We start from the raw sequence: 22,122 nt of genomic DNA on the forward strand, positions 1-22,122 counted from the left end.
CAATCGCCGTCCTTTGGGGAAAAGTCATTGCGAATTCTGCTGCTTGAGGATGAGCCCGAAATGGCCCGCGCGCTGCTTGAAGCGTTGCGGCGTCGCGATGTGCTCGCCGACCATGTCCGAACGATTGCGGATGCCGATGCCATGGCCCGCGTTGGAACCTATGACGTCCTCGTGCTGGATCGTCGCCTGCCTGACGGCGAAGGACTGGATCTCGTGGCGGCGCTGCGTCAGCGCAAGCATCCCGTCCCGATCCTCGTGCTGACGGCGCTTGGCAGCGTCGATCACCGCGTCGACGGGCTCGACAGCGGTGCCGACGACTATCTTGCAAAGCCTTTCGCGATCGAGGAATTGCTGGCGCGCTTGAGAGCTCTCCAGAGACGAGGGCCGACGGTTTCCGACAGATATCTGACTTTCGGCAATCTGAGCGTCGATCCGCGCACCAATGAGATCTTCGTCGGCAGCGCGCTCGTCGAGTTCCCGCGACGCGAATATCTGGTGCTGGAGACGCTGATGCGCCGTCCGAATCGCATCGTGACGAGACCGAACCTGATCGAAGCGGTTTACGCCCTTGAGGACGAAATCGGATCGAACGCTCTGGATGCGCACATCTCGCGCATTCGAAAGAAGCTGCTTCTGGCCGAAGCCACGGTCGAGATAAGAGCGGTGCGGAACATCGGCTATCTGATCCGGGCGAAGGCATGAACCCGGAACGCAGCCGATCGCTACGCTGGGGACTGATAAAACGCCTGATCGTCCTGCAGGCCTTTCTTCTTGTTCTTTTCTTCGTCCTTCTCGTCGCCTGGCTCTGGATCATCAATCCGGAGCTGGAAGATGCCAATGAAGAGGCCGTTCGCGTTGTCGCTCAGCAGATTACAAGGGATGATGACGGGCAGTTGCAGGTGGCCGAGACGCAGGAGGTGATAGAGCTGAAGCAGCGCTATCCGGACCTCTGGTTCATGATCCGCGACCATAAGGGAGTACTCTTCCAATATGGAGAGATGCCGGCCGCCGCTCTCAATGAGAGCTTTCCGTGGACGATCGAGCGGGTGAGGGTAGAGGCAGCCAACGGGGTGCATGCCACGGTCGAAAACCGGGAGACGTCCATCGGCCAGCTGCAGATCATGGCGGCTACCGAACGCGGCTTTGACAATGATGGCTTGAATGTGTGGATCAACATGCGCGTCGAGATGGCCAGGGGACCCCATGGCGAAATCGAATGGCTCAAAGTATTGCCGGCGCTTGCATTCGTCACCTTGATCGGCGTCGTTCCCATACTGGCGTTGACGGGCGTCGCGACGCTGCTCGTCACGCCACGTGCCGTCGGCCGGTCGTTGAGCGGGCTGGTGGAGACGGCAACGCAGGCGCAGGCGATCGATTTCGACAGCCGTTCGGCCCGCCTCGAGCGCTCGAAGGTGCCGACCGAGATCATCCCTCTGGTCGACGCGTTCAACCATGCCCTCTCGAAGCTGGATGAAGGGTATAACAGGCACAATCGCTTTCTTGCCGATGCCGCCCATGAGCTGCGGACGCCGATCGCGATTGCACGGACACGGGCGGACCTTCTGCCCGATGCCGAAATCAGTCACCAGCTTCGGGACGATATCGACCGGCTGTCCCGCGTCGCCCATCAACTCCTGGAGATGCAGGCGATCGGCGTGGTCGAATTGCGTGCAGAGAAGAAGGATCTGAATGTGCTGGTCGAAACCATCGCCGCCGATCTTGCGCCGATTGCGATGGACGCCGGCTATGATTTCGACTTCGAGCCGAGCCCCGAGGAAGCGGTCTTCGTGATCCAGACCTCGACGATAGAAATGGCCGTGGTCAATCTGATCCGGAATGCGATCGACCATGCCGGAGGGAAGGGCTCGATCGTCGTTCGCGTCGGCGCCGGCGGCACCATAGATGTCTGCGACGAAGGTCCCGGCATACCGCTGGCGGAGCGCGGTCGCGTCTTCGAGCCGTTTCGCCGCATCAACGCCAGTTCATCCGGCGCGGGGCTGGGGTTGAATCTGGTCAAGAAGGCCGCCGAACTGCATGGTGGACGGGTTTCGTTTCTAGACACCGGCCATGGTTTTTGCGTGCGGCTGCAGATCGGCTCCATACCGCCGTCGGTCGTGGTGGCGGACATGGGCTGGCGACAACAGCGCTAAATGTCGATCCTAAATCGCGGATGCCGGCTATTGCAGCGCAAAATCCTGAAACTGTTTTTATTTTCTCAGCGGTCAGGGCTCGGATATTTGATTTTCCGACGCCGGGTTCCCTGCTAGGTTTCGGGGAGAGGCACCACCGGGATAAGGCATGTTGAAACTTTTATTGTCGGCTTTGTTCTTCCTGACGGCTGTCTGCACTTCTTTTCTTGCCTTCGGCGACACGATGGATCTTCGACTGCATAAGGCTGCCGCAACCGGTGACGTCGCGGCCATCCAACAATTGCTCGATAGCGGTGCGGCCATCGAGACGCAGGATGCAAAGGGCGCGACGCCGCTGTTGGTCGCGACGCACGGCAACAGGGTGGACGCTGCGCGAGCGCTGATCGAGGCGGGTGTCAATGTCGATCACGTGAACCGGCTGGGGTGGACTGCCCTGATCGAGGCCATCATTCTCGGCGATGGCGGTTCGCGTCATGTTGAGATCGTCAGGCTGTTGATAGATTCAGGCGCAAACGTCAATCTGGCCGACAATGATGGCGTGACGCCGCTGCGTCATGCCCGCAGTCGCGGTTATGATGGGATCGTGAAATTATTGGAGGTGGCGGGAGCGACGTAACGAGACGTTCCGACTTCCGGCACTATGCAATACCACGGGGAGGCACATGCCTTGGTCTCCCGAAACGATGAGAATGAAGGGCTTGGACAATGGAAAGAAAATACTATTCCTCTCTTGGCGGCCATCCGCCGCAGAGCGATCTGCTGACGGGGCGGGCCGTATTCACGGAGGCCTATGCGGTCATCCCCAAGGGAGTGATGCAGGATATCGTCACCAGCTATTTGCCCTTCTGGAACGATACGCGCTGCTGGGTGATCGCAAGGCCGCTTTCGGGTTTTGCCGAGACCTTTTCGCAGTATGTCATGGAAGTGGCGCCGGGCGGCGGCAGCGACCGGCCGGAGCAGGATGCCGAGGCCGAAGGCGTGTTGTTCGTTGTCGACGGCGAGATCGAACTCACCTTGCCCTCCGGCAAGCATGTTCTCCAGCCGGGCGGCTATGCCTTCCTGCCACCGGGCCTGAAATGGTCGCTGCACAACCGCTCCGGCGCTCATGCCCGTTTCCACTGGGTGCGCAAGGCATATGAGACAGTCGAGGGGCTGGCTCATCCTGAACCGCTCATCTTGAACGAGAAGGATATTACGCCGTCCGCCATGCCGGGCACGGAGGGGCGCTGGGCAACGACCCGCTTCGTCGATCCGTCCGACCTGCGGCATGACATGCACGTGACGATCGTCACTCTCCAACCCGGTGCTGTCATTCCCTTCGCGGAGACCCATGTCATGGAGCACGGCCTCTATGTACTGGAAGGCAAGGCCGTCTATCGCTTGAACCAGGATTGGGTCGAAGTCGAGGCCGGCGACTTCATGTGGTTGCGCGCCTTTTGCCCGCAGGCGTGCTATGCCGGCGGTCCAGGTCCGTTCCGCTATTTGCTCTACAAGGACGTCAATCGCCACATGACGCTTCGTCCCTTCGGCGCGCGCCGTTAAGCCATACGGTTTTACGACAAGCTCGGCGCCCATGGCGCCGGCTTAGGGTCATCGATACGGCCGGTCGTCAGCTTGCCGTCGCATCAGTTCGTGAGGCGCACGGCATCGCCGTCGGCCGAGGAACATTGCGACGAGATCGTATAGAAAAAGTCCTGTCGATCCCAACCGCCGCCATCTTCCCAGGCGTGCTTTTGTGCGGCCTGGCAGCCGAAATAATTCTCGATCGGCAAGGTGACGCCTTTGGGAAGTTGGCTACCGTCGACGAAGAGATAATTCGACGTATTCGGATCATCTGTCCGCAGGGTCAGATCGTATTTTGTGCCGGCCGAGTTCTTGCTGTTGCAGTTCACGGCGTTGTTGTTCGAGATGGTCGCGGCCTGGCCAGGCGGACAGCCATCATCCTTGACGTCCATCTGCAGTACGAGCTTGGTATATTGGCCCAGCGTAATCGGGCCGGACGGGACGGCCGTCATGGTGCCCTGGCCATCGTTGTTATGGGTTGTCGGCTGATAGGTTACGGTGCCGACCACGGTTTCGGCCGTTGCATTGGGTCTGACGACACGGATCGTGATGACTTTGTAGTACCATCCCTGCGCCTGTGTCGGGGTGATAGTCACGATGTCAGGCTTTGCCGGCGCCGTGGCTTGGGAGTTCACGCCGATGTCGACGCTGTTGATATTGACGATGCGCATCAGATTTGTCGGCACCGCTCCGGTCAAATTGACCGAAAGGATGCGTCCGTTTGCCGTGATAGTATAGCTAAGGTTGGCAGGTGTCGTGTCAGCATAGGCGGTGATGAAGCGTGTGGCTTCTGCCTGCGCCGCGGCAAGGTTGGTACCATCGAAGATCTTGCCGCCGGCCAGAGCGGCACCATCGGCGATTTCCTGCAAATTCGTTCGCTGATGTACCGCAGATGCGTAATCCATTGCCAAGCCTGCAGCTGCAGCCAGCGGGACTGCGATCAACGCCGTCAATGTCGCGAAATTGCCAGCACGATCCTTTGTCAGGCGGTCAAATTGCTGCAAAAAGCGAGTGCTCATTATTCCTACCAGAAAAAGCCTGAACTTTGGTCGGAGAATGGGCAAAATATATAAAGACGTGGTTTAGAAGGAGACTCAAGTTGTAGCCATAGGCAGCATTTTTATGCTGATGTTCAGGTGAAAAAGACTTTCTGATACTTTGATGATGCCGTGTCTACGGGGATTTATCTAGGGTAGATACTGAACATCTCGGCAATCTGCGGCACGCATTCGCCATACATTCTTGTCAATTCGGGTCGTCTGGTTTTTGCGCTTCGTCGTCAGCCGGCAGGCCGAGATCGATCAGCGTTTGGCTGATGTCCCGGCGCGCTGCGAGGTAGATCGGGCTGGTATTGCGAGCGGGCAGGGCGATATTCGCGGCTGTCGAGCCTGGCCTCAGTTCCAACCCCTTCGCCAGAGCTAGTCTGGCTTCGTCAATTCGGCCCAATCGTTGATAGGCGGTCGCCAAAAGCATATGCGCCCGGCCCGTCCCGGAGGTGATCGCGATGGAGCGTTGCAGCCATCCAATGGCATCTTCATTGCGATTGAGAAGAATATCCGCCCATCCCGCGCCCAGCAGCCACCATGGGTGCTGCGGTCGTCCGAATTTACTTACGGAAATTCTTCTTGACCGGTACTGACGTGCAATTCTCCAATACAACCTTAGAATAACGGGAAAGTAAGCTTTCCCGAATAAATGTAGTTCCCAGGCCTCAGAAGCTTCGCCGATGCTGCGGCGGATGGGAGCGTCATGCCGTCGATTAATATCATCGTGCCGAAATCCGCGCCTCGCCGCTGGCAGGAGATCGTGATCCGGCGCCTGCAGGCAGATGGACACGACATTGCCGTCTCGCACGCAGCCGGGCCGGAAGTGTGGCCGGCAGCGGTCAATGCCGCTTTGGCTCTCGAGCGAACGATCTTCCGCCGGCGCGATCCGGCGCTTGCCGCTCCTCTATCGGAAATTCCCACGAGCATTCGCATTCGCCCTGCTGCATTTCGGCTGGATCTTGCCGGCAATGCTGCGCCATCGGATATACCGACCATCACGTTGCAGTTCGACGGATCGCGGTCGGACCTCTCGGTCCCAATATCCGTCGCCGCCGGCGCCTTGCCCGCCATCGAAGCCGTCCTGGATGGAAAGAGGGTGATAGGCCGAGCGCGGCCGATGATCGACAAGCGGGAATCCGTCTCGCTCGGTGTCGAAGATGTCTTGGCGCGTGCTATCACGCTTGCCGTTTCCACCGTTCGTGCCCTTGCCGAAAACCGGCTCGCTATGAACGAACCCGTATCCACAGCGCCTGAAAACCCTGCTGCTGGAATGCTGGAGTTTGCATCTTCATATGCGGCCAGCGCCCTGCCACGCCTGAGTCGGGAGGTGATACGGCGCGCACGTTTTCGTCATGCGCATTGGCGCGTCGGCTATCGCTTTACCGACGGGCCGGGTGTGGCAAGCACCTGTGGCCTCGGCGAAGGCTGGTCGGTGTTGCCGGATGCGGGAGACCGTTTCTATGCCGATCCCTTTCCATTTCAATGGCAGGATCGTTCCTTCCTGTTCGTAGAGGATTATCCGCATGCGACAGGCAAGGCAGTCATCTCCGTCATACCGTTCGATGCCGCCGGGAAGCCTGGAGAGCCGCAATGCGTGCTGGAAGAGTCTTACCATCTCTCTTATCCGCAAGTCTTCGAACGCGACGGCGCAATCTGGATGCTGCCTGAAGCAAGTTCGGGCGGAAAGCTCGTCCTCTATCGCTCCATCCAATTTCCGGATCGCTGGGCCCCCGAAGCCGTACTCATCGAAGGCGAGATTTCCGATGCGACACTCCTCGAGCATGGTGGCCGACTCTGGCTGTTTGCGACTGACCGCGATGGTTATGGCAGCACCTCCGATACGCTCGCGGTCTTCCACGCGCCCCGGCTTGCCGGTCCTTGGACGCCGCATGTGCTGAACCCGATTCTTATCGATCGTCGCATGGCGCGCCCGGGCGGTGCTTTCGTCCGCGAGGGGGATGGCATCTATCTGCCGGTCCAAGACGGAACGCTCGGCTACGGCGGCGGGCTCGGTATCTCGCAATTGCTGGAGCTGGATGAAAAGACGGTTCGACTGTCCTCGCCCCGACCCATCGCGGCGCATGGTGATTGGCCCTATCCGAAAATCCATACGCTCAATCGCTCAAGCCGACTGGAGGTTATCGACGGGATTGCAGCCGTGCGGAAGTGAGCGGGAAAGAAGCAGCGCTTCGTAGCCGGCGCACATGCGCGCCGGCGAATATTGTTCCTTCAGCTGCCGTCCGGCAGCGGCAAGCCGAGCTGCAAGGTCGGGCCTGGCGATAAGTTTAGCAAGTCCATCAGCCATGCCCTTGGCATCGGCTTCGACGAAGAGCGCGGCGGCTTCGCCATCATCCGTGGTCAGCACTTCCCGCAGCACATCGAGCTTGCTGGTGACCACCGGCAGTCCGGAAATGGCTGCCTCGACGGCGGCAAGGCCAAAGGTTTCCGTCAAGGACGAAAAAGCATAGGCGTCTCCCGTTGCGAGGAATTCGAAGATACGCGAGGGAGGTACCTCGCCGACGAGATGCAGCCTGTCGGCGACGCCATTGTCCTTAGCAAAAGCGACGATCGCATCCTGCTCGGGGCCGGTGCCGGCGATAGCGATATGAATGTCGGGCAGATGGGCGAGGGCACCGACGAGCGCGATCTGGTTTTTCGATGGCGCCATGCGGCCGGAAGAGACGGCGAGCCAGACTTCTTGAGGAAGACCGAAGGCCGCACGCGCCGCCGCCTTGTCGAGGGCGATCGAGGGCGCAGAAACGCCGTGGTCAATGCGTGACGTCCGGCGCCGATAGGCTTTCGGGAAGGTGTCGAACTGTGCCTCCGTCCAGCGCGAATTGACGACGTTGGCATGATAGGCGCCGAGCGTGCCCATCAACTTGTCAACCTGCGTCAGGATCCCCCTGACGCCTCGGGTCTGCGGGGCGCCGCTCTGGTTTGCAATGATGAGGTGTGCACCGGCGAACCGCGCGCCGATGGTGCCGAAAATATTGCCGTAGTGCTGGAAGGTGATGACCGCCTCCGGCCGAGCTTTGCGCAAATAGACGGCAAGTCCAATCGCCGCCCGCATCTGGCCTGGAAGACCATGTGGCGGCTTGGTGAGGATGAAATCGGCGTATGGATCGCCGTCGTAGACTTCGGTTTTCCTATACATGAAGACTGTCCGCACATCATGGCCACGCGCGCGCAGTCCCTCGCCGACCATATCGGAAATCCGCTGTGCGCCACCGGCTTCCGCTTGTGTCTGGACCTGGATGATTTTCATGAGCGGCCTTTCAGGAAGGAGCGAGCGGCAAGCGCGTCTTCGCCGGCAAGAAAGCCGAGGATTGACGGGTTGATGCCGATGGTGCGGCGCGCGATGAACACGGCGGTCACGCACCAAACGATGATCGTACCGGCGATGGCGAGCGCTGCGCCGATCGGGCCGAGCCAATAGGTCAGCACCGCCGTTGCACAGAGCCCGAACGTGTTGACGATAACAAGCAGCTTGAAAAGCGCGTGCTGGAGGCCTGTCAGCTGCATGAGGATTTCGGTTGGCCCGCAGGCGGTGCCGATGGTAGCGCCGATGCCGAAGATGATCAGCGTCACCTGCATCGTCGGCGTGGCATAGGCGTGATTGAAGATCGACAGGATCAGGTTGCCGAAGACCAGGAAGGATACCAGTACGCATAAGGCGATGATGAAGCCGCCCAGAGCTGCGAGGCTGGTGATACGCTGCACATGTGCCCTGTCCCCAGTGTAGAAGGCGGCTGAGATCTGCGGCGCCAGCGCCTGGTTGATGCCGTTGAGTGCGAGGACGACCAGCCGCATCGTTCGATCCGCGACGAAAATCGCGCCAGCGGCCTCTGGGCCTAGAATGGCCGCGACAAGCAAGGTGCTCGCCTGGCTGAGCGCAGGCGGCAGCGCCGTGACGCCCCAGAGCCCGAACGTCACCGTCTTGAATTCATCCTTCTGTTCTTTCGTAAGCGGGCCGCGCTGCGCGCGCATCGTATCGCGAAAAAGCACGAATGTTTGCGGCGCGATCATGAGGAGCAGCAACCCGGCGGTCAGGTAGGTTGCGGTAACCGCGCTCATCCTCATCTGCATGAAATGGGCAAGCACGAAGACAGGGATTGCCACGGCCCGCCAAATGACATCGCGTGGCAGCAGCGCGAAGATAAGCGCATTCTTGGCGCGAAGGGCGCAGGCGACGAATTCCGACCAGCCGAGCGCGAAGGCCAGCACCATGGTCGCCACGCAGATCGCCAGCCATTCGGGCGTTTGTGTGCCGACGAATGGCAAGAAACCGATGACGAGAATGAACAGGCTGAAGCTCGCAAGTCCTATGAGCGCGACAAGGATGGAACGGGCCATCATGCCGTTTGCCGAATTCAGATCGTTATTGCCTGCATATTGCGGCCAGAACCTGAGCACTGCGCTTTGCTGACCGACGATGGCGAAGAAGGAGACTAGGCTCGCTCCGGCATAGGCGGCGCTATAAAGACCGAACTGCCGCTCATCGGTCGTCATGGCGACGGCGACGAACATCAGGAACGAAAGGCCGGCACTGGCGAGCTTGATGGCACCGGCAACGGCGCCGCTCCTGGCAAGCGCGCCGATCGACAAGCGCAGGTTGCTCGCAGGCGGCGGCGTTTCGGCCGATATCGTATCGCTGCTGCCAGCTTTCTCACCCAACGCAATGACCCTGTGTTGATTGCTGTCGACCAAATGGTCTGCAATGCCTGAAATAGAATGTATCTCTAATATCGTAAGTACTGATGCTTGCGCCAGAATGAAGTCGCAACATGGTTACTTGCGATGTCTCAAGTCGATCACACGCTCTGGTGTAAATTCAACGGATGATTAACATTATTCACTAATACTGAATTTAGTGATGTGCGATGAGCCGGAGACCCGCGGCCCGCGGAGAGGAACAGGATGAAGCCGTTTAACATTGACGAGCGCTCGCTTCCGCCGCTGTTCGATGTCGGTGCCGTGTGGACCATCCTTTGGCAGCGCTGGCTGACCGTGTTGACGTGCACCGTTGCCATGTTTCTACTAACGCTGGCTTACCTCGCCGTGGCAAAGCCGAGCTATACCGCGACAGCTTCCGTTATGATCGATCCGCGTGATCCGCGCGCGACGAATCTCAACAATGTCCTGCCCGGCATCGGCAGCGATAGCGCGGCCATCGCAAGCCAGGTGTTCGTCATTGAATCGCGTGACCTTCTGATGAGGGTCTTTGAGAGCGAGAACATCGAGAACGACCCTGAATTTTCGGCAGGCGGCCTCCTGTCGCGTATTGGTCTCGCTTCACATCCCACGAAGGATTCAATCTTCAAGAATTTCCAACGTGCCGTTACCGTAGAGCGTGCCGGGCTTACCTATGTCATCGATGTCAGTTTTGCATCCCGCTATTCCGACAAGGCGGCGCGGATCGCCAACGCCATCGTCAATCGTTATAGGGCCGGTCTGTCGGGCGAGCGGGAGACTGCAAACAGCGACGTGAACTCCCTGCTTGCGAGCCGGATCGGCAATCTTCAGAAGAACGTCAGCGATGCCGAGCAGGAAGTCGGAGATTTCAAGGTCTCGCATCAGATTCTGGATGCTTCCGCCGGAGGCACGCTGCAATCTCAGATCGACAAGCTTACGGATCAGCTGATCGGAGCACGAAGTGAGGCCGATCAGGCCAAGGATAAATATGCTCAGGCAGTCGCCGCAGGCACCTCGCCGGCTGGACTTGCCAAGCTTTCGGAAATCCTTTCCTCCGAAGCCACGGTCAAACTCCGTGAGAACTACAATCAGCGGGCCGCCGATCTCGCCAATTACGAGGCCATGTATCAGCCGCGTCATCCGATCGTTAAAAGATTGCGATCCGAGCTGGACAGAATGCAGGGTCTTATGGCCGTCGAGGCGCAGCGGATTACTCGGGAATTGAAGGCAAAGTCCGATCTCGCCACGCAGAACGTCGTAGCACTCCAGGCAAAGCTCGATGATCTCCGCCAGAAGCTGGACAGTTCGAATGCTGCGCAGGTGCAGTTGCGGCAGCTGGAGGCGAAGACGAAAGCGGCACGCACGGTCCTCGACGATTTCCTGAAACGCGCCGAGGAAACATCGCAGATGCAGGGCCTGCAGCTGCAGGAGGCCCGGGTGATCAGTGCCGCCGCTCCGCCGGTACAGCCGACCTGGCCGAAGCCGCTGCTCCTGTTGCCGGTCAGCGCCGCGCTCGGTCTGATCATCGGCTGCGGTCTTGCCCTGGTGCGCGGACCCAAACATCAGCCGGAACAGGATCCGACAGGCCCCATAAGACGTAGCCTTCTTGACGTCGAGCCCCATAAAGACCCTTCGCCGGAAATCGCAAAGACGGAGCCGGCGCCGGTCCATCTTGGTGAATATCGGCTTCCGGGCGTTGCCGGCATCGGTGCCTATCTCAGCATCCGCGCGATGCGAAGACGCTTTTTCCAGGCCGGAAACGAAGCTTTTTCGCGGGATGTGCTGCAGCTCATGCGGCGCATCATTCTGCATCTGAGAGAGCATCCGAAGCCCTATGTGCTGCTGGTCTCCTCGCTGCACACGCCGCTGGCGGCGAGACTTGCGGGCGCTATGGTCGGCCTTGGCCTCCAACAGGCCGAACAGAATGTGCTCGTGGTCGAGTTCGGAGACCTGCCTGGCTTGGGAGCGCCGGCGCGCAGCGGTAACGGCGTCTTCATCAGCGGGGCGAGCGGCCTGCGGACCGTCGTGTACAACAGGCCCGTGGCCGAGAATTCGGAACCGTCGGTGCGCCTTGGACTCGACGATATATTGACCACTGCCGGCTCGTTCGACTTCGTGCTTCTGATGGGGCCCTCCATCGTCGATGACAATTGGGATCCAGCGCTTTTCGCTGAAGCGGATCTCATGCTTTTTGCGCTCAACCCTGCCGAGGAAGCGGCGGAAATCGCCAATATGCTTCGTCAACGGCTCGACGCCGATCAGATTGGGCGCAGCGCCACGCTGACAATTGCGCCGGAGAACATCGATACGCGCCGTAGCCAGATGGTGCGACCCATCCGCTCGACTGACGATGGAGGGCAGGGTGATCGAGTCTCTGCAAGGGGATGAACGAGGGACGCGGCTCGCGATCGACGATGATATCACGCCGAAGCGCTCTCAAGCTGGCAGGCGGCTCTATTCTGGCTGCTCTCCCGGCTGCCGGCGCGGCGCGTGCGGCGGCCAGGCCCATCGTACCCTCGCGGGGCATCAATCTGCCCGGCTGGTTCGATAACAGCGATGGATTGGCGCCAAGCGAGCCGGTCCTCGAAAAGCTTCGCCAAGCGGGATTCGAGACGATCCGCTTGCCGATCAATGGCGATCTCTTGCCGGCAACTGATGCGGCCGCGCTCCGTCGCATCGAGGCCGGCGTGACCGACCTTAATCGGCTGGGTTTTTCGGTCCTTGTGGACATGCATCCCTCTGAAAGTCTGCACAAGGCTCTTCGTCAAGATTTCGAGGCCGGCTCGCAAAGGGCGGCCGCCGCCTGGATGGCGTTAAGCAGCGTTGTCGCGAACCTCCCGGATGATAAGGTCTATCCGGAGCTCTTGAATGAGCCGCCCATGCGGAGTGACGCGTGGCTGCAACTGCGGGATAGGCTTGCCGAGGTCGTACGATCCAAATGCCCGAACCATACGCTGATCTGGGGGCCATCGCCCTCTCAGGGCATCTGGGAAATAGGTGAGACACCACCCCTTGCCGACGATAATCAGATCGCTGCCATTCATTTCTATTCACCTACGGCCTTCACCCATCAATGCGAGACTTGGGATGCGTCGCCACTGGCGCGGATTTCAAATCTGCCTTTTCCGGCTACCATCGAAACGCCTCTCGTGCAGGAGAGCATCGGCAAGCTGCGCGCCAACGGGGATGAGCAGGCCGCAAACCTCATCGAGGAGCAATTGGCGACGCCCTGGACAGAAGCGGCGATCGCTTCCGAATTCGTGAGGCTGAGGCGCTGGTCCGAGACGCATGACTGCCCCGTCATGATGAATGAGTTCGGCGTGCTCAACTTCTGTGTCGATGCCGAAAGCCGCAGGTTCTGGGTTCGGGCCGTGCGGCAAGCGGCAGAGGCCAATCAGGTCGGCTGGGCCTATTGGGAGCTCGATCAGGGTTTTGGCATCATCGAGAGCCGGCGCAGCGCCGAAGGTTTTGACGTCGGCATGATCGCGGCACTTCTGGATGGCCGTCGCGGAGGCTGAAATGCTGAGGAATATGGCAGTGAGGAACGACAACTGATGCGGACGAATGGAGTTTGGCGATGAGCATTACGGGACATCGCGCCGGCTTCGCGGCGGGAGGCGTTAGTTCGCTGCGCTCGGATGCGGTCTTCCACCTCTGCATCGCCATTCTCGCGGTCATTGCTACCGTTTCAGCCTTCGCCGTCTGGACGCCTTTTGGGGTTGCCGCGACATTTGCCTTGACGCTCGTCCTGTCCGTCGCTCAGCCCGGCTGCATCCCGATCGTCATCGCCTGCTCCTTTCTCTACCAGAACCTCGTGGTCGCCTGGTTCACCCCCTTTGTGCCGGATCACAACACGTTCGATGCGCTGCGCGGCGCCAATTTCGTCATTCTCATGACTGCGTTTGGCGCCTTCGTTATGGCCTCTTTCCAATACCGCGTGCGGGCTCTGACAGAATTGCGGCCCTGGCTGATGTTCAGCTTTATGCTGTGCGGCATTGTTTGTTTCTATCTAGCGCTTGGGGCTGTTCACGGCGGACCGAAGGATGCCGTCATCTATTTCCGCAATACGATCACGCCGCTTGCATGCTTCCACATCGCAATTCTGGCAGCCAGTCTCTATCCCATTGATCTGCGCAAGGGCATCTTTTGGCTCTGCGCCATTGCCATCATATACGGCTATCTGGAACAGATCTTTCGGATGGATTTCCTGAGCCTGTTTCACGGCGATCTCTATATTCATCGTGGCCTAAAAGCTCAGATCGAGGCCGGTGTATGGGAAAAGAAGCTGCGAGAGACTGGCTTCGTGCTTCGCGGCATCGAAGACACGATGATGACGACCTTCTTCAACATCAAGCTGTTCAGTGACCTGTTTCCGCCGATCTTCCGCAATGGCGGCCCGAACTTTCACCCCATCAGCTACGCCTACGGCTTGAGCATCATGTCTGCCTGGCTCCTCTTCAGAGGCCGTTGGCTGCTGCCGATTGCTGCCCTGCCACTATTGCTTGTCATAGGCTCGAAAGGAGCGACGTTCATGTTGCTGGTGGCGATCGGTGCTCGATTGATCTATCGCCCCTCGCGCGCGGAACTGACGCTACTTGCCGTCATCGCGCTTGCCGTCGTCTGGACGGCCGCCGCTATCCTCTTCGGCGCCACCCATGGCGATTACCATGTTCTCGGCCTGATCGCGGGCGTTCGCGAATTCCTGCACAATCCGTTCGGACAGGGCCTCGGCATCGGCGGTAATCTTTCGAGTACGAGCCTCAATCTGGATTGGGACCGGGCACAGGACGAGGGTGTTGCATCCGTGCCCGTCGAAAGCGCGGTCGGCGTCATGCTCTATCAGATGGGTGTGGGCAGCTTTGTCTTCTTCGGTTTTCTTGCCGCGCTGGTCCTATCGGCACGCAAGCAGCTGATTGCCACCAGCGATCCGGATTTTCTCTTCGCTTTCGTCGCGGTCGTCACGATCGCATCCAATGCCGTATTGCAGGAGGAGGCATTCTTCTCTCCGCTTGCGCTCGGCTTCTGCCTCCTGCTTGTCGGTGTTTCTTTTGGAAAGCGCTGGCGCTCGCTCGGCATTTCGCGAAGAATGGTCAGCCAGTCGGGCGAACACATGCCATCGCCCTCGCCGTAATGCGGTTAATCTTCAATCGGCCTGAGCCAGCGTAAACTCCAAAATGCCGCCGATGGCTCATTATCAGAGATCAGGAGCCGAAGATGACGAGTTCCGTGAATGTCAGGTCACCAAGCGATGGCGGTTTCGGACCTTTGAAATATTTCGTCCCGCTTCCGGCGAAATAACGCCCGATGAGACCGGGCACCGGCCCGTTCGCATCGACGACGCAGAGAAATATGCCTTTTCGCAGGAGATGGCGCCCGAGCGCGCCGGCGCACCGGCTAAGCTCCTCAGGGGTGCGGCTGTAAATCACCTGGGCACTTGGAACGATGCCGTGGAAGATACGGCGTGTCTTGAACACGAAGGGAAAGGCTTCGTCACCGTCGACACAAATCAACGACAGGCATCCGAGCGCCGCATGCTGGAGAAGGATCTCCCTATCGCCTTCCGAGAGCATCGACATTTCCGGAAGATCGGAGCGGGCTTCAAGCACACGATAAGTCCGCCTCGCAGCACTCAGCATCGGCAGAAAGGCGAGCTGCCCGTCCGCATAGCGGCGAAAGCCGAGCGCTTCGTTGACCTTTATCGTCCCTGGCGCCGGAGAAACGTTGATGAAGGTGACGTTCTTTCGTCTGAGCGCCGCAATCACCATCTTGCCGGCGAAAGCGCGATATTCGGGATCGACGGACCAGCTCGACAAATTGCAGCGGAGCTCTTCTCCTTCCAATCCCTCGTGCCGAAAATAAAGCGCCAGCAGGACACCGACGATGCGTCCGGACATATCCAGAACGAAGCCGTATTTCGGCAGATCGGGCACGAAAGGCCGCTTTTCCATGCGCGCGACGGCGCGCTCCCAATAGCTTCGATCGCGTGTTGGAAAATTTCTGCGAAGACAATCGATGATGCCATCCCAATCGCTCTCTTCGATTGGTCGGCAAGTAAGTCCAGGAGGAAATGCGCCTAAAACTGCCATGATCAACTCCGTAATATTATCGGTATAGGATTGCGTTTTCGCATGTTGGAAACATGCACTATATTTCCCGAGACGGCATTTCGCGCTTGCGAGCCCGGCTATGCCATCGGTTCCGAGTTCAGTGCGGCGGATCGCAGTGCAGGCTTGGCGCGTATCGCCTTCGCCGTCAGCTGATGAAGCTTTGTCGCAAGAGCGGGGCTTATGTTTTCGATGCCGTATAGGATGCGTCGCCGCGTGAAATGGAACTGGCGGCGCAGATGCCACCCGACATCGGTCTTCGCCGTTAGATTGAAGTGGTGATCGGCCATTTGCACCGAACTGATGTCCATATCAAGCTTTTCTGGGTCGTCATAATAAGCGGCGATCTTGGTGTGATCGATGGCGGTTTCTGTCATCCATTGCGGGATATATGTGCAGCATAGACGCTCTACATCGGTCAGAAGCCGGCTGACGCCGAGTCCGCTTGCCGGACAGGAGGTCAGATAAGCATCTCCGATCAGCACGACGCCATCCTGCCGGCAATTGTCGGCAGCTGTTATATCGGTCAGCCAGCTATCGACCCGGCTGCTGATTTCAAAATCGCCAAAGGCGTCGACAAGTGACGGGAAGGCGGCCGTGAGCATCCCTTTCGGATCGTCATGCAGCGACTTGACCCATGGATCTCGCGGGTCTCGGAACAGAAAGAGATTGGCTCGTGTCGTTCCAGGGACTGGAAATAGATTGAGATGGTCGATTTCGTCGCCGTCGCCATGATAGGTCAGGGCCGTATGGCGAAATCTATTGGATCGCAGCGGACGAATGTTGAAGCCGAATGCCAGCGGGCGCCTATCGCTAATCTGTCGGTGCAGAATCCCGAGATCCCGGCGCAGGGTATCGCCCATGCCCGTCGCGACCACCAGCAATCGCGTGGTGATTTCGTCCTGACCAAGGATCGATATCCGTTGGTGCGCTGCTCCGATCCGCAAAGCGCGGACCTGGCCGACGACGAAATTCACCGTTTCAGGCAGCGCGCTCCGCATCGCCATGACGAGCCTGTTGTAGAAAAATCCATAGTGCTGGCCGTATGTCCGGTCCACCACGTGCCCCTTATGCATGTTGACGATTTCATCGAAGGGTACGGCGGCAGTCGACAGAGGTGCAAATAGCTGAAGTCGCTGAAGTTTTTCGATCGCCTCGCCGGCTATTCTTTCAACGCGGAATTCCTGGGGAAAGACGCGATGACGATCGATGAGTGTCACCCGATATCCCGCTCGGCCGAGCAGGCAGGCTGCTAGCGTGCCGGAAAGCCCGCCGCCGACAATGGCTATGTCTGTGTCCGTTTCGCTCGTCGGCAGTTCGGAATATCGCCTATTCATCATTTCGAATACCTCAGGATCGCATAGATGGCGTAGGGGTTGGTCGTCAGGTAGCGCCAGAACAGGCGGCGAGGTTCCATCAGCATCCGCCAGAACCATTCGAAACCGGCTCTCTGGATCCAGATGGGCGCCCTCTTCGTTCTCTCCGCCAGATGATCGAAGAGGCCGCCTGATGTCTTGATGATGCCGACATTGGCAAGTCGCGCAGCAAAATCGTGCACGAAAATCTGCTCGCGCGGCACGCCAAGGCCGATCCACAATATGTCGGGGGCGAGTGTGTTGATCTCGTCAAGCTTCCGTTCCAGGGCTTCTCCGGCAAGGTAGCCGTGGCAATGGCCCACGATGCGCAAGCCGGGATAGCGGGTTTGCACGGCGGCGACGGCTTCACGGTTTGCCGTCTCGGTCGCTCCCAGGAGATAGAAGCTTATGCCTTCCCTTTCGGCCAGTTTGGCGACATCGTGAAAGAGATCCGTTGTTGCCACGCGCTCGGGAAGCTGCACCCTGCAGAGTAAGCGTGAAGCCATCACGAGGGGTTGGCCGTCGGCCAGGATCTGATCCGCCTGCTGGAAGAGTTTGGCGATATTGGCATCGGCATGAACGCGTGCGACGACCTCGCCATTGGCTGACGTAAAATAATAGGGCCGGCTGTCGCGGCGGCGTCTGCGCGCGACATCGATCATGAAGGAAGCAGCATTGCGTCGATTGACGACAGTGATGGGCAACCCGCCGATCAACACGCTTGGAAGCGCGGGGGGATGGTCTTGCGCAGGAATGGCGGCTCCATGTTCGGGCGCGTCTGCCGGCTGCATTTGGCTCTCCTGATTTAAGATCTGCTCTTCGGAAACAAGATGCGCACCAGTAGCGTCCGACCCGTTGTGGTTGGGTTTTTGAACGCCATTCGTGATTGAGTAAGCTCTTCCTGAATATCTTTGAGAGTCTGTACCAATATCTTGCACAACCATTACCTCCGCTTGCGTAATGGTTAGCTAATATGAGTCGGAAAGTTAAGGCGTTTATTAGTATTCAGTTAATATGTAAATTTCTAAATAAATAATATGCGCATAAACTGAACTTAACGTGAAGTTAAATCTCTCGTCACACAGCGAGTATTTCAGAATTATTTCAACATGTTAATTGGTTGCTGAATAATTCCGTTCGCGTGGGAACATCGGAAGCATCGCAGCGGCTAGCTCATGGACGGAGGAGCGCGTCAGCTATTCCCCTCCCTTGAAGGGTTATGTCGCGCGTTCCAGATTCAAACAGTATACGACCTTAGCGTTAGTCTGCCTTCGGATGGCAGCGATGTGTAAAGGCCGGGACTGCTCGATGAGTACAATCATTGAGATCGTATATCCGTATCCTCTAAGTGACCGCCAGCGGGCTTGATTGCAATTGAATAACGCGTTATATAACAATTTATGTAAATGGAGGAATGGGGGTCGATTTGACTGAAGATATTGTGAGGGCGATGGGGTTCCTCTGTCTTGGCAGCCGGTTTCGCCGGATCGGCGAGCGTCTGCAGGCCGATACGCAGCAGATCATGGAGGAGCTGGGCGTCTCTTTACAGTCCGCCCAGTATCCATTTCTCGCCGCCATCGATCGCGCCGGGCCGCTGACGATCGGCGAACTTGCCCAGGCCGTCGGCATCACTCAGCCGGGCGCGACACGCACCGTCTCGCAGCTTCTGGAAGCGGGCTATGTCGACATGCAGGCCTCGATCGAAGACCAGCGCCGCCGTCTGATCTCGCTGACTTCCAGGGGGCAGGAGCTCGTCGACTATTCGAAAAAATTCGTCTGGCCGCGCATAGAACAGGCGGTCCGAGAGCTCTGCGGTGACCTTTCAGGGCCGCTATTGCAACAACTCGCCGCGATCGAGGACGGACTTGCGGAAGCTCCGCTCAGGCGACGCGGCACCCTCGGCAAGGAGCAGCAATGATGAGCCATGTTCTCGATCGTCCGATTTGGAGTGCTCTTGAAACTGTCCATGCATCACTGGCGGAGGGCAATGCGCTTGCCCGCCGCTATCCACCTTCCATCGTGCCCTTTGCGGCGTCCGCGGACAATTCGCCCGAAAGTCTCGAAGCCCTGGCAAAGCTGCCTTTGGGAGAAGAGGTCATGGCGATCGTCGAGGCGGAGCCCATCATCGTTCCTGAAGGGTTAGTGACCCATTCCAGTGCCAGGCTCGTGCAGATGATGGCGGAGCGCCCTTCCGAGCGAGTCTCGGACAGTCGGGTCGTGCCGCTGACGGAGGCCGATGCTACGGATATGCTAGCGCTTGCTACGCTGACGAAGCCAGGCCCCTTCACCTTGCAGGCCCAAAGCCTCGGCTCCTTCTGGGGCGTGAAGATCGATGGGCGCCTTGTCGCCATGGCAGGTCAGCGCATGCGCCAGACAGGATTTGCCGAGCTGAGCGGCCTCTGCACTCATCCCGATTTTCAAGGGCGCGGCCTCGGCACCTTGCTCTTCCGTTTCGTGGCTGGTGAAATCGCGGCCCGCGGCGAGACTGCCTATCTGCATGCTTATACCACAAACACGCCGGCCATCGGTCTCTACGAAGCGATGGGCTTCCGCATCCGCTCGGAGATGAACTTGTCAGTCGTCAAGCGGCAGCAGCTTTGATCTTCCGGTTGTCGCCGTAAGGGCGGTCACTGCTGTTGCAGCGCGAGCCTCAGGCCCAATGCCATATAGATTGTGCCGATGACCTTTCCCTGCCATCGGCCGATGGTGCGGTTGCGCCGCAGCCAGCCACCAATCGAGCCGGCACCGACCGCCAGAAGCGAGGTCACGCCGATGCTGAGGGTCACGAAAATGGCTCCCAGAAGCGCGAATTGCGCAATGACGGATCCGCTTTCCGGATGGATGAACTGCGGCAGGAAGGCCAGGAAGAAAAGCGCAGTCTTCGGGTTGAGTATCTCCGTGAAGAAACCCTGCCGGAATGCGCGCATGGGGGTAATAGCCTGCGCAGTCGGCAGATCGATGCTGCCGCTTTTCTCGATAAAAGCCTTGAAACCCAGATAGATCAGATAGATGACGCCGGCATATTTGACGATCTCGAAGGCCAGCGCGGATGTGGCCAGCAATGCCGACAATCCGAAGGTCGCCATCATCGTATGGAAGAGATCGCCGGCGGCTATTCCAACGCCCGTTGCCAATCCCACGCGCTTGCCGCCACTGACTGCCCTGGCGAGCGTGAGTAACGTGGCAGGTCCTGGAATGACCATCAGACCAAGCACCACCAATATATAAGTCGTCAAAACACCGAGGCTGATCATCGATCTCTCTAAAGTTGAGTGCCGTTTCAAAGTCCCCGCGACATGGAACTTTGTATCCGCCGTTGTTAGCTGGCTTGAAGACTAGTCGTTTTAGAGATCGTTGCAACGAACATGTTGGCGATGTCCGCTGGCGGGAATCCGGCCTCTTCGGTGATCTGGGCTTTCTATCGGCTGTTCTATTCCTCCAGCATTGCCATCTGGTCTATAGTACGGGGTCGATTTGCTTCCTGTGGTTAAAGACAGGTCGTCGAAATTGTTCATGGAAAAAGATCCCGACGGGATTTCAAGGTTTAGCGCTTCGCAATGGAGTTTGAAATTGAGCACTGCGTTCATGAAGGAAGAAAGCGCTGAAACGGCCGCCGAAACCGTGTTGCCCGACCGGCCGATTTCTCCGCATCCGAACCACGTCACCGAGGCGGGACTGAAGGCTCTGGAATTGCAGCTTCAGGACGCGCGCAAAGCCTATGAAGCAGCAAGCGCGATCGAGGATATCAACGAACGCCGGCGGCAGACAGCTATTCCATTGCGCGATGCGCGCTATTTCGCGGAAAGGGTCCGAACCGCCGAAGTCATGCCGGCGCCGGCCTCGTCCGAGGTCGTCGTTTTCGGAAGCACGGTCACCTACAGCCGTGAGGATGGCCGCGTGCAAAAATATCGCATCGTCGGGGAGGACGAGGCCGATCCCAAGGCGGGATCGATTTCCTACGTCTCGCCCGTCGCAAGATTGCTGATGGGAAAGACGGTTGGCGATATCCTGACCCTTGGCAAGGAGGAGCTGGAGATCACGGCGATCGAATAGCGGTCTTTCCGCGCGCCCTCTTTCTGCGCACGCCTGCGGTTTTCGATCAATGCGCCGGTTCGAACGGCGTTGCGATCGCGACCCTCGATGGTGCCACCTGAAAATCTGCCGGCAGCATCCGGTGATAGGCGAGCATGAGCTGACAGGCGCTACGGGCGTCATGGCGCAGATCGTGGTGAATGACGAAAGTGATCTCGCCGGTGGCGAGCAGCCCGATATTATCTTGATCGAGATCGTGGGCTGCAAAGACCGTGCATTCGCGCCGGGCCTCGGTGAAGGCTTTCAGGATGGCACGATTGCCGCCGCCAGCGGAGTAGACCGCGCGGATGTCCGGCTCGCGTTCCAACGCATCGCGGACGAGCAGTTCCGTCGTGCGGTCGACGCCGAACCCTTCGGAAATTCGGACGACTGAAAGATGGGGGAAACGCTCCGCAAGAGTATCGCGAAATCCGCGCTCACGCTCGTCCTCGCCGGCAAAAAGGCTGCTCGAGAGCGTCACCAACACTTTGCCCGCTCGTTCGCCGGCCATGCGGCCGAGCAGATAGGCGGCGGTCGCCCCTGCCATACGATTGTCCATGCCGACGTAGCCGATACGGGAATTTTCAGGCAGGTCGGTCACCAGCGTAACAACCGGGATCCTTGCTGCCATGAGTTGGGCAGCGAAATCGGCAATGGCCGGCGTCGACGCGGCCTTGAGCACCACACCGTGGCTGCCGCGCCGGCGTATGGCGCGCAGGATGGATAAAAGCTCGGCCTCGCTCATCGTCTCGGCCACATGAAAGCGCGCGAAAAATGATGCGGGCCGCATGCCGGGCAATTCCGCCTCGAAGGCCTCGCGGACGGCCGACGAGAAGCGCTGCGGCGTATCCATGACAACATCGATGACGAGCCGCCGCCCTGCCAAGCCCGATTGCACATATTGCCGCTCCAGCTCGGCAATCGCGGCTGCAACCCGCGTGCGGGTCACAGCACGGACGCCCTCGCGTTCATGCATGACACGATCGACGGTCGCGAGGCTGAGCCCAGCCTGTAGCGCAATATCTTTCAAGGGAAAGCGCGATTTCACGGTCACTCTTTCTGAGGTGTTTTTGAGGTGTTTTCCGTCTTTCTCATAGGCCGGTGCGGGACTACGATCAACCTCATAGTCCAACGTCATTTT

20 protein-coding genes are annotated in these 22,122 nt (G+C 58.9%); 11 read left to right on the plus strand and 9 right to left on the minus strand.

All coding sequences use genetic code 11. From position 1 onward, the window contains the following. Positions 1–27 precede the first annotated feature (27 nt). The 4 genes from FBZ97_RS11135 (at position 28) to FBZ97_RS11150 (ending at position 3,692) form a co-directional block, all read left to right on the plus strand. The gene (locus FBZ97_RS11135) at positions 28–702 is read left to right on the plus strand and encodes a response regulator transcription factor (protein WP_145319425.1); all 675 of its coding nucleotides are present in this window, start codon (positions 28–30) and stop codon (positions 700–702) included. Next, complete coding sequence (locus FBZ97_RS11140; RefSeq protein WP_145319428.1) at positions 699–2,150, plus strand: HAMP domain-containing sensor histidine kinase; 1,452 nt, start codon at positions 699–701, stop codon at positions 2,148–2,150. The genes FBZ97_RS11135 and FBZ97_RS11140 overlap by 4 nt, the downstream gene beginning before the upstream one ends. Positions 2,151–2,298: 148 nt before the next feature. Continuing rightward, positions 2,299–2,766: an ankyrin repeat domain-containing protein gene (locus FBZ97_RS11145; RefSeq protein WP_246661736.1), complete on the plus strand. Its 468-nt coding sequence runs from the start codon at positions 2,299–2,301 to the stop codon at positions 2,764–2,766. An 89-nt stretch (positions 2,767–2,855) separates the two neighbouring features. After that, a complete protein-coding gene (locus FBZ97_RS11150; protein WP_145319431.1) occupies positions 2,856–3,692 on the plus strand; it encodes a bifunctional allantoicase/(S)-ureidoglycine aminohydrolase in 837 nt (278 codons plus the stop codon). A gap of 83 nt (positions 3,693–3,775) precedes the next feature. Here the strand turns inward: FBZ97_RS11150 and FBZ97_RS11155 are convergent, their stop codons facing one another. Further along, entirely contained in the window at positions 3,776–4,732 is a 957-nt protein-coding gene (locus tag FBZ97_RS11155; protein ID WP_145319434.1) for a TadE/TadG family type IV pilus assembly protein, read from the minus strand. Between the two features lie 226 nt (positions 4,733–4,958). Continuing rightward, positions 4,959–5,117 carry a hypothetical protein gene (locus FBZ97_RS34380; RefSeq protein WP_156090754.1) on the minus strand — a complete coding sequence of 53 codons (159 nt, stop codon included), beginning with the start codon at positions 5,115–5,117 and terminating at the stop codon, positions 4,959–4,961. Between the two features lie 345 nt (positions 5,118–5,462). On the opposite strand from FBZ97_RS34380, the gene FBZ97_RS11160 reads away from it, so the two are divergent. After that, a complete protein-coding gene (locus FBZ97_RS11160; RefSeq protein ID WP_145319437.1) occupies positions 5,463–6,929 on the plus strand; it encodes a hypothetical protein in 1,467 nt (488 codons plus the stop codon). On the opposite strand, the gene FBZ97_RS11165 is transcribed toward FBZ97_RS11160, so the two are convergent. Next, positions 6,882–8,024 (minus strand): glycosyltransferase family 4 protein, encoded by a 1,143-nt coding sequence (locus FBZ97_RS11165; RefSeq protein ID WP_145319440.1) that lies wholly within the window; start codon positions 8,022–8,024, stop codon positions 6,882–6,884. The two genes, FBZ97_RS11160 and FBZ97_RS11165, sit on opposite strands and share 48 nt — an antisense overlap. Continuing rightward, positions 8,021–9,433 carry a lipopolysaccharide biosynthesis protein gene (locus FBZ97_RS11170; protein WP_145319442.1) on the minus strand — a complete coding sequence of 471 codons (1,413 nt, stop codon included), beginning with the start codon at positions 9,431–9,433 and terminating at the stop codon, positions 8,021–8,023. The genes FBZ97_RS11165 and FBZ97_RS11170 overlap by 4 nt, the downstream gene beginning before the upstream one ends. Before the next feature lie 243 nt (positions 9,434–9,676). Between FBZ97_RS11170 and FBZ97_RS11175 the strand changes: the two genes are divergently transcribed. Genes FBZ97_RS11175 through FBZ97_RS11185 form a run of 3 tightly spaced genes read left to right on the plus strand, consistent with a single transcriptional unit; the run spans position 9,677 to position 14,582 of the window. Further along, the gene (locus FBZ97_RS11175; RefSeq protein WP_145319445.1) at positions 9,677–11,839 is read left to right on the plus strand and encodes a GumC family protein; all 2,163 of its coding nucleotides are present in this window, start codon (positions 9,677–9,679) and stop codon (positions 11,837–11,839) included. A 26-nt stretch (positions 11,840–11,865) separates the two neighbouring features. Next, a complete protein-coding gene (locus tag FBZ97_RS11180) occupies positions 11,866–12,969 on the plus strand; it encodes a cellulase family glycosylhydrolase (protein ID WP_246661737.1) in 1,104 nt (367 codons plus the stop codon). A 59-nt stretch (positions 12,970–13,028) separates the two neighbouring features. Further along, complete coding sequence (locus tag FBZ97_RS11185; RefSeq protein ID WP_145319451.1) at positions 13,029–14,582, plus strand: hypothetical protein; 1,554 nt, start codon at positions 13,029–13,031, stop codon at positions 14,580–14,582. A gap of 70 nt (positions 14,583–14,652) precedes the next feature. Here the strand turns inward: FBZ97_RS11185 and FBZ97_RS11190 are convergent, their stop codons facing one another. The 3 genes from FBZ97_RS11190 to FBZ97_RS11200 all read right to left on the minus strand — a co-directional run bounded on the left by FBZ97_RS11190 (position 14,653) and on the right by FBZ97_RS11200 (position 17,701). Then, positions 14,653–15,399, minus strand: a complete 747-nt coding sequence (locus FBZ97_RS11190) for a hypothetical protein (RefSeq protein ID WP_145319454.1) — start codon at positions 15,397–15,399, stop codon at positions 14,653–14,655. Positions 15,400–15,635: 236 nt separating this feature from the next. After that, a complete protein-coding gene (locus FBZ97_RS11195; RefSeq protein WP_145319457.1) occupies positions 15,636–16,895 on the minus strand; it encodes an NAD(P)/FAD-dependent oxidoreductase in 1,260 nt (419 codons plus the stop codon). Further along, positions 16,892–17,701, minus strand: a complete 810-nt coding sequence (locus FBZ97_RS11200; protein WP_145319460.1) for a WecB/TagA/CpsF family glycosyltransferase — start codon at positions 17,699–17,701, stop codon at positions 16,892–16,894. Before FBZ97_RS11200 ends, FBZ97_RS11195 begins: the two co-directional genes overlap by 4 nt. A 635-nt stretch (positions 17,702–18,336) precedes the next feature. Here FBZ97_RS11200 and FBZ97_RS11205 point away from each other — a divergent pair. Beyond that, positions 18,337–18,828 carry a MarR family transcriptional regulator gene (locus tag FBZ97_RS11205; RefSeq protein WP_145319463.1) on the plus strand — a complete coding sequence of 164 codons (492 nt, stop codon included), beginning with the start codon at positions 18,337–18,339 and terminating at the stop codon, positions 18,826–18,828. Continuing rightward, positions 18,828–19,511, plus strand: coding sequence for a GNAT family N-acetyltransferase (locus FBZ97_RS11210; protein WP_145320041.1), 684 nt, complete (start codon positions 18,828–18,830; stop codon positions 19,509–19,511). Before FBZ97_RS11205 ends, FBZ97_RS11210 begins: the two co-directional genes overlap by 1 nt. Before the next feature lie 26 nt (positions 19,512–19,537). Here the strand turns inward: FBZ97_RS11210 and FBZ97_RS11215 are convergent, their stop codons facing one another. Next, positions 19,538–20,164 carry a LysE family translocator gene (locus FBZ97_RS11215; RefSeq protein ID WP_183808737.1) on the minus strand — a complete coding sequence of 209 codons (627 nt, stop codon included), beginning with the start codon at positions 20,162–20,164 and terminating at the stop codon, positions 19,538–19,540. A 316-nt stretch (positions 20,165–20,480) separates the two neighbouring features. Here FBZ97_RS11215 and greA point away from each other — a divergent pair, with 316 nt between their 5' ends. Then, positions 20,481–20,963, plus strand: a complete 483-nt coding sequence (gene greA, locus FBZ97_RS11220; RefSeq protein ID WP_145319466.1) for a transcription elongation factor GreA — start codon at positions 20,481–20,483, stop codon at positions 20,961–20,963. A gap of 46 nt (positions 20,964–21,009) precedes the next feature. Here the strand turns inward: greA and FBZ97_RS11225 are convergent, their stop codons facing one another. Further along, the gene (locus tag FBZ97_RS11225) at positions 21,010–22,029 is read right to left on the minus strand and encodes a LacI family DNA-binding transcriptional regulator (protein WP_145319469.1); all 1,020 of its coding nucleotides are present in this window, start codon (positions 22,027–22,029) and stop codon (positions 21,010–21,012) included. Positions 22,030–22,122 lie beyond the last annotated feature (93 nt).

The sequence above is a fragment of the Rhizobium sp. ERR 942 genome (assembly GCF_007828395.1).
Classification (GTDB): domain Bacteria; phylum Pseudomonadota; class Alphaproteobacteria; order Rhizobiales; family Rhizobiaceae; genus Rhizobium; species Rhizobium dioscoreae.

Excerpts from the sequence above, each read along its gene's own strand:
- FBZ97_RS11165 (WP_145319440.1), bottom strand. The coding sequence starts at position 8,024 with ATGAAAATCATCCAGGTCCAGACACAAGCGGAAGCCGGTGGCGCACAG.
- FBZ97_RS11175 (WP_145319445.1), top strand. The coding sequence starts at position 9,677 with ATGAAGCCGTTTAACATTGACGAGCGCTCGCTTCCGCCGCTGTTCGAT.
- FBZ97_RS11155 (WP_145319434.1), bottom strand. The coding sequence starts at position 4,732 with ATGAGCACTCGCTTTTTGCAGCAATTTGACCGCCTGACAAAGGATCGT.
- FBZ97_RS11160 (WP_145319437.1), top strand. The coding sequence starts at position 5,463 with ATGCCGTCGATTAATATCATCGTGCCGAAATCCGCGCCTCGCCGCTGG.
- FBZ97_RS11200 (WP_145319460.1), bottom strand. The coding sequence starts at position 17,701 with ATGCAGCCGGCAGACGCGCCCGAACATGGAGCCGCCATTCCTGCGCAA.
- FBZ97_RS11185 (WP_145319451.1), top strand. The coding sequence starts at position 13,029 with ATGAGCATTACGGGACATCGCGCCGGCTTCGCGGCGGGAGGCGTTAGT.
- FBZ97_RS11210 (WP_145320041.1), top strand. The coding sequence starts at position 18,828 with ATGAGCCATGTTCTCGATCGTCCGATTTGGAGTGCTCTTGAAACTGTC.
- FBZ97_RS11190 (WP_145319454.1), bottom strand. The coding sequence starts at position 15,399 with ATGGAAAAGCGGCCTTTCGTGCCCGATCTGCCGAAATACGGCTTCGTT.
- FBZ97_RS11195 (WP_145319457.1), bottom strand. The coding sequence starts at position 16,895 with ATGATGAATAGGCGATATTCCGAACTGCCGACGAGCGAAACGGACACA.
- FBZ97_RS11150 (WP_145319431.1), top strand. The coding sequence starts at position 2,856 with ATGGAAAGAAAATACTATTCCTCTCTTGGCGGCCATCCGCCGCAGAGC.
- FBZ97_RS11180 (WP_246661737.1), top strand. The coding sequence starts at position 11,866 with ATGATATCACGCCGAAGCGCTCTCAAGCTGGCAGGCGGCTCTATTCTG.
- FBZ97_RS11140 (WP_145319428.1), top strand. The coding sequence starts at position 699 with ATGAACCCGGAACGCAGCCGATCGCTACGCTGGGGACTGATAAAACGC.
- FBZ97_RS11145 (WP_246661736.1), top strand. The coding sequence starts at position 2,299 with ATGTTGAAACTTTTATTGTCGGCTTTGTTCTTCCTGACGGCTGTCTGC.
- FBZ97_RS11215 (WP_183808737.1), bottom strand. The coding sequence starts at position 20,164 with ATGATCAGCCTCGGTGTTTTGACGACTTATATATTGGTGGTGCTTGGT.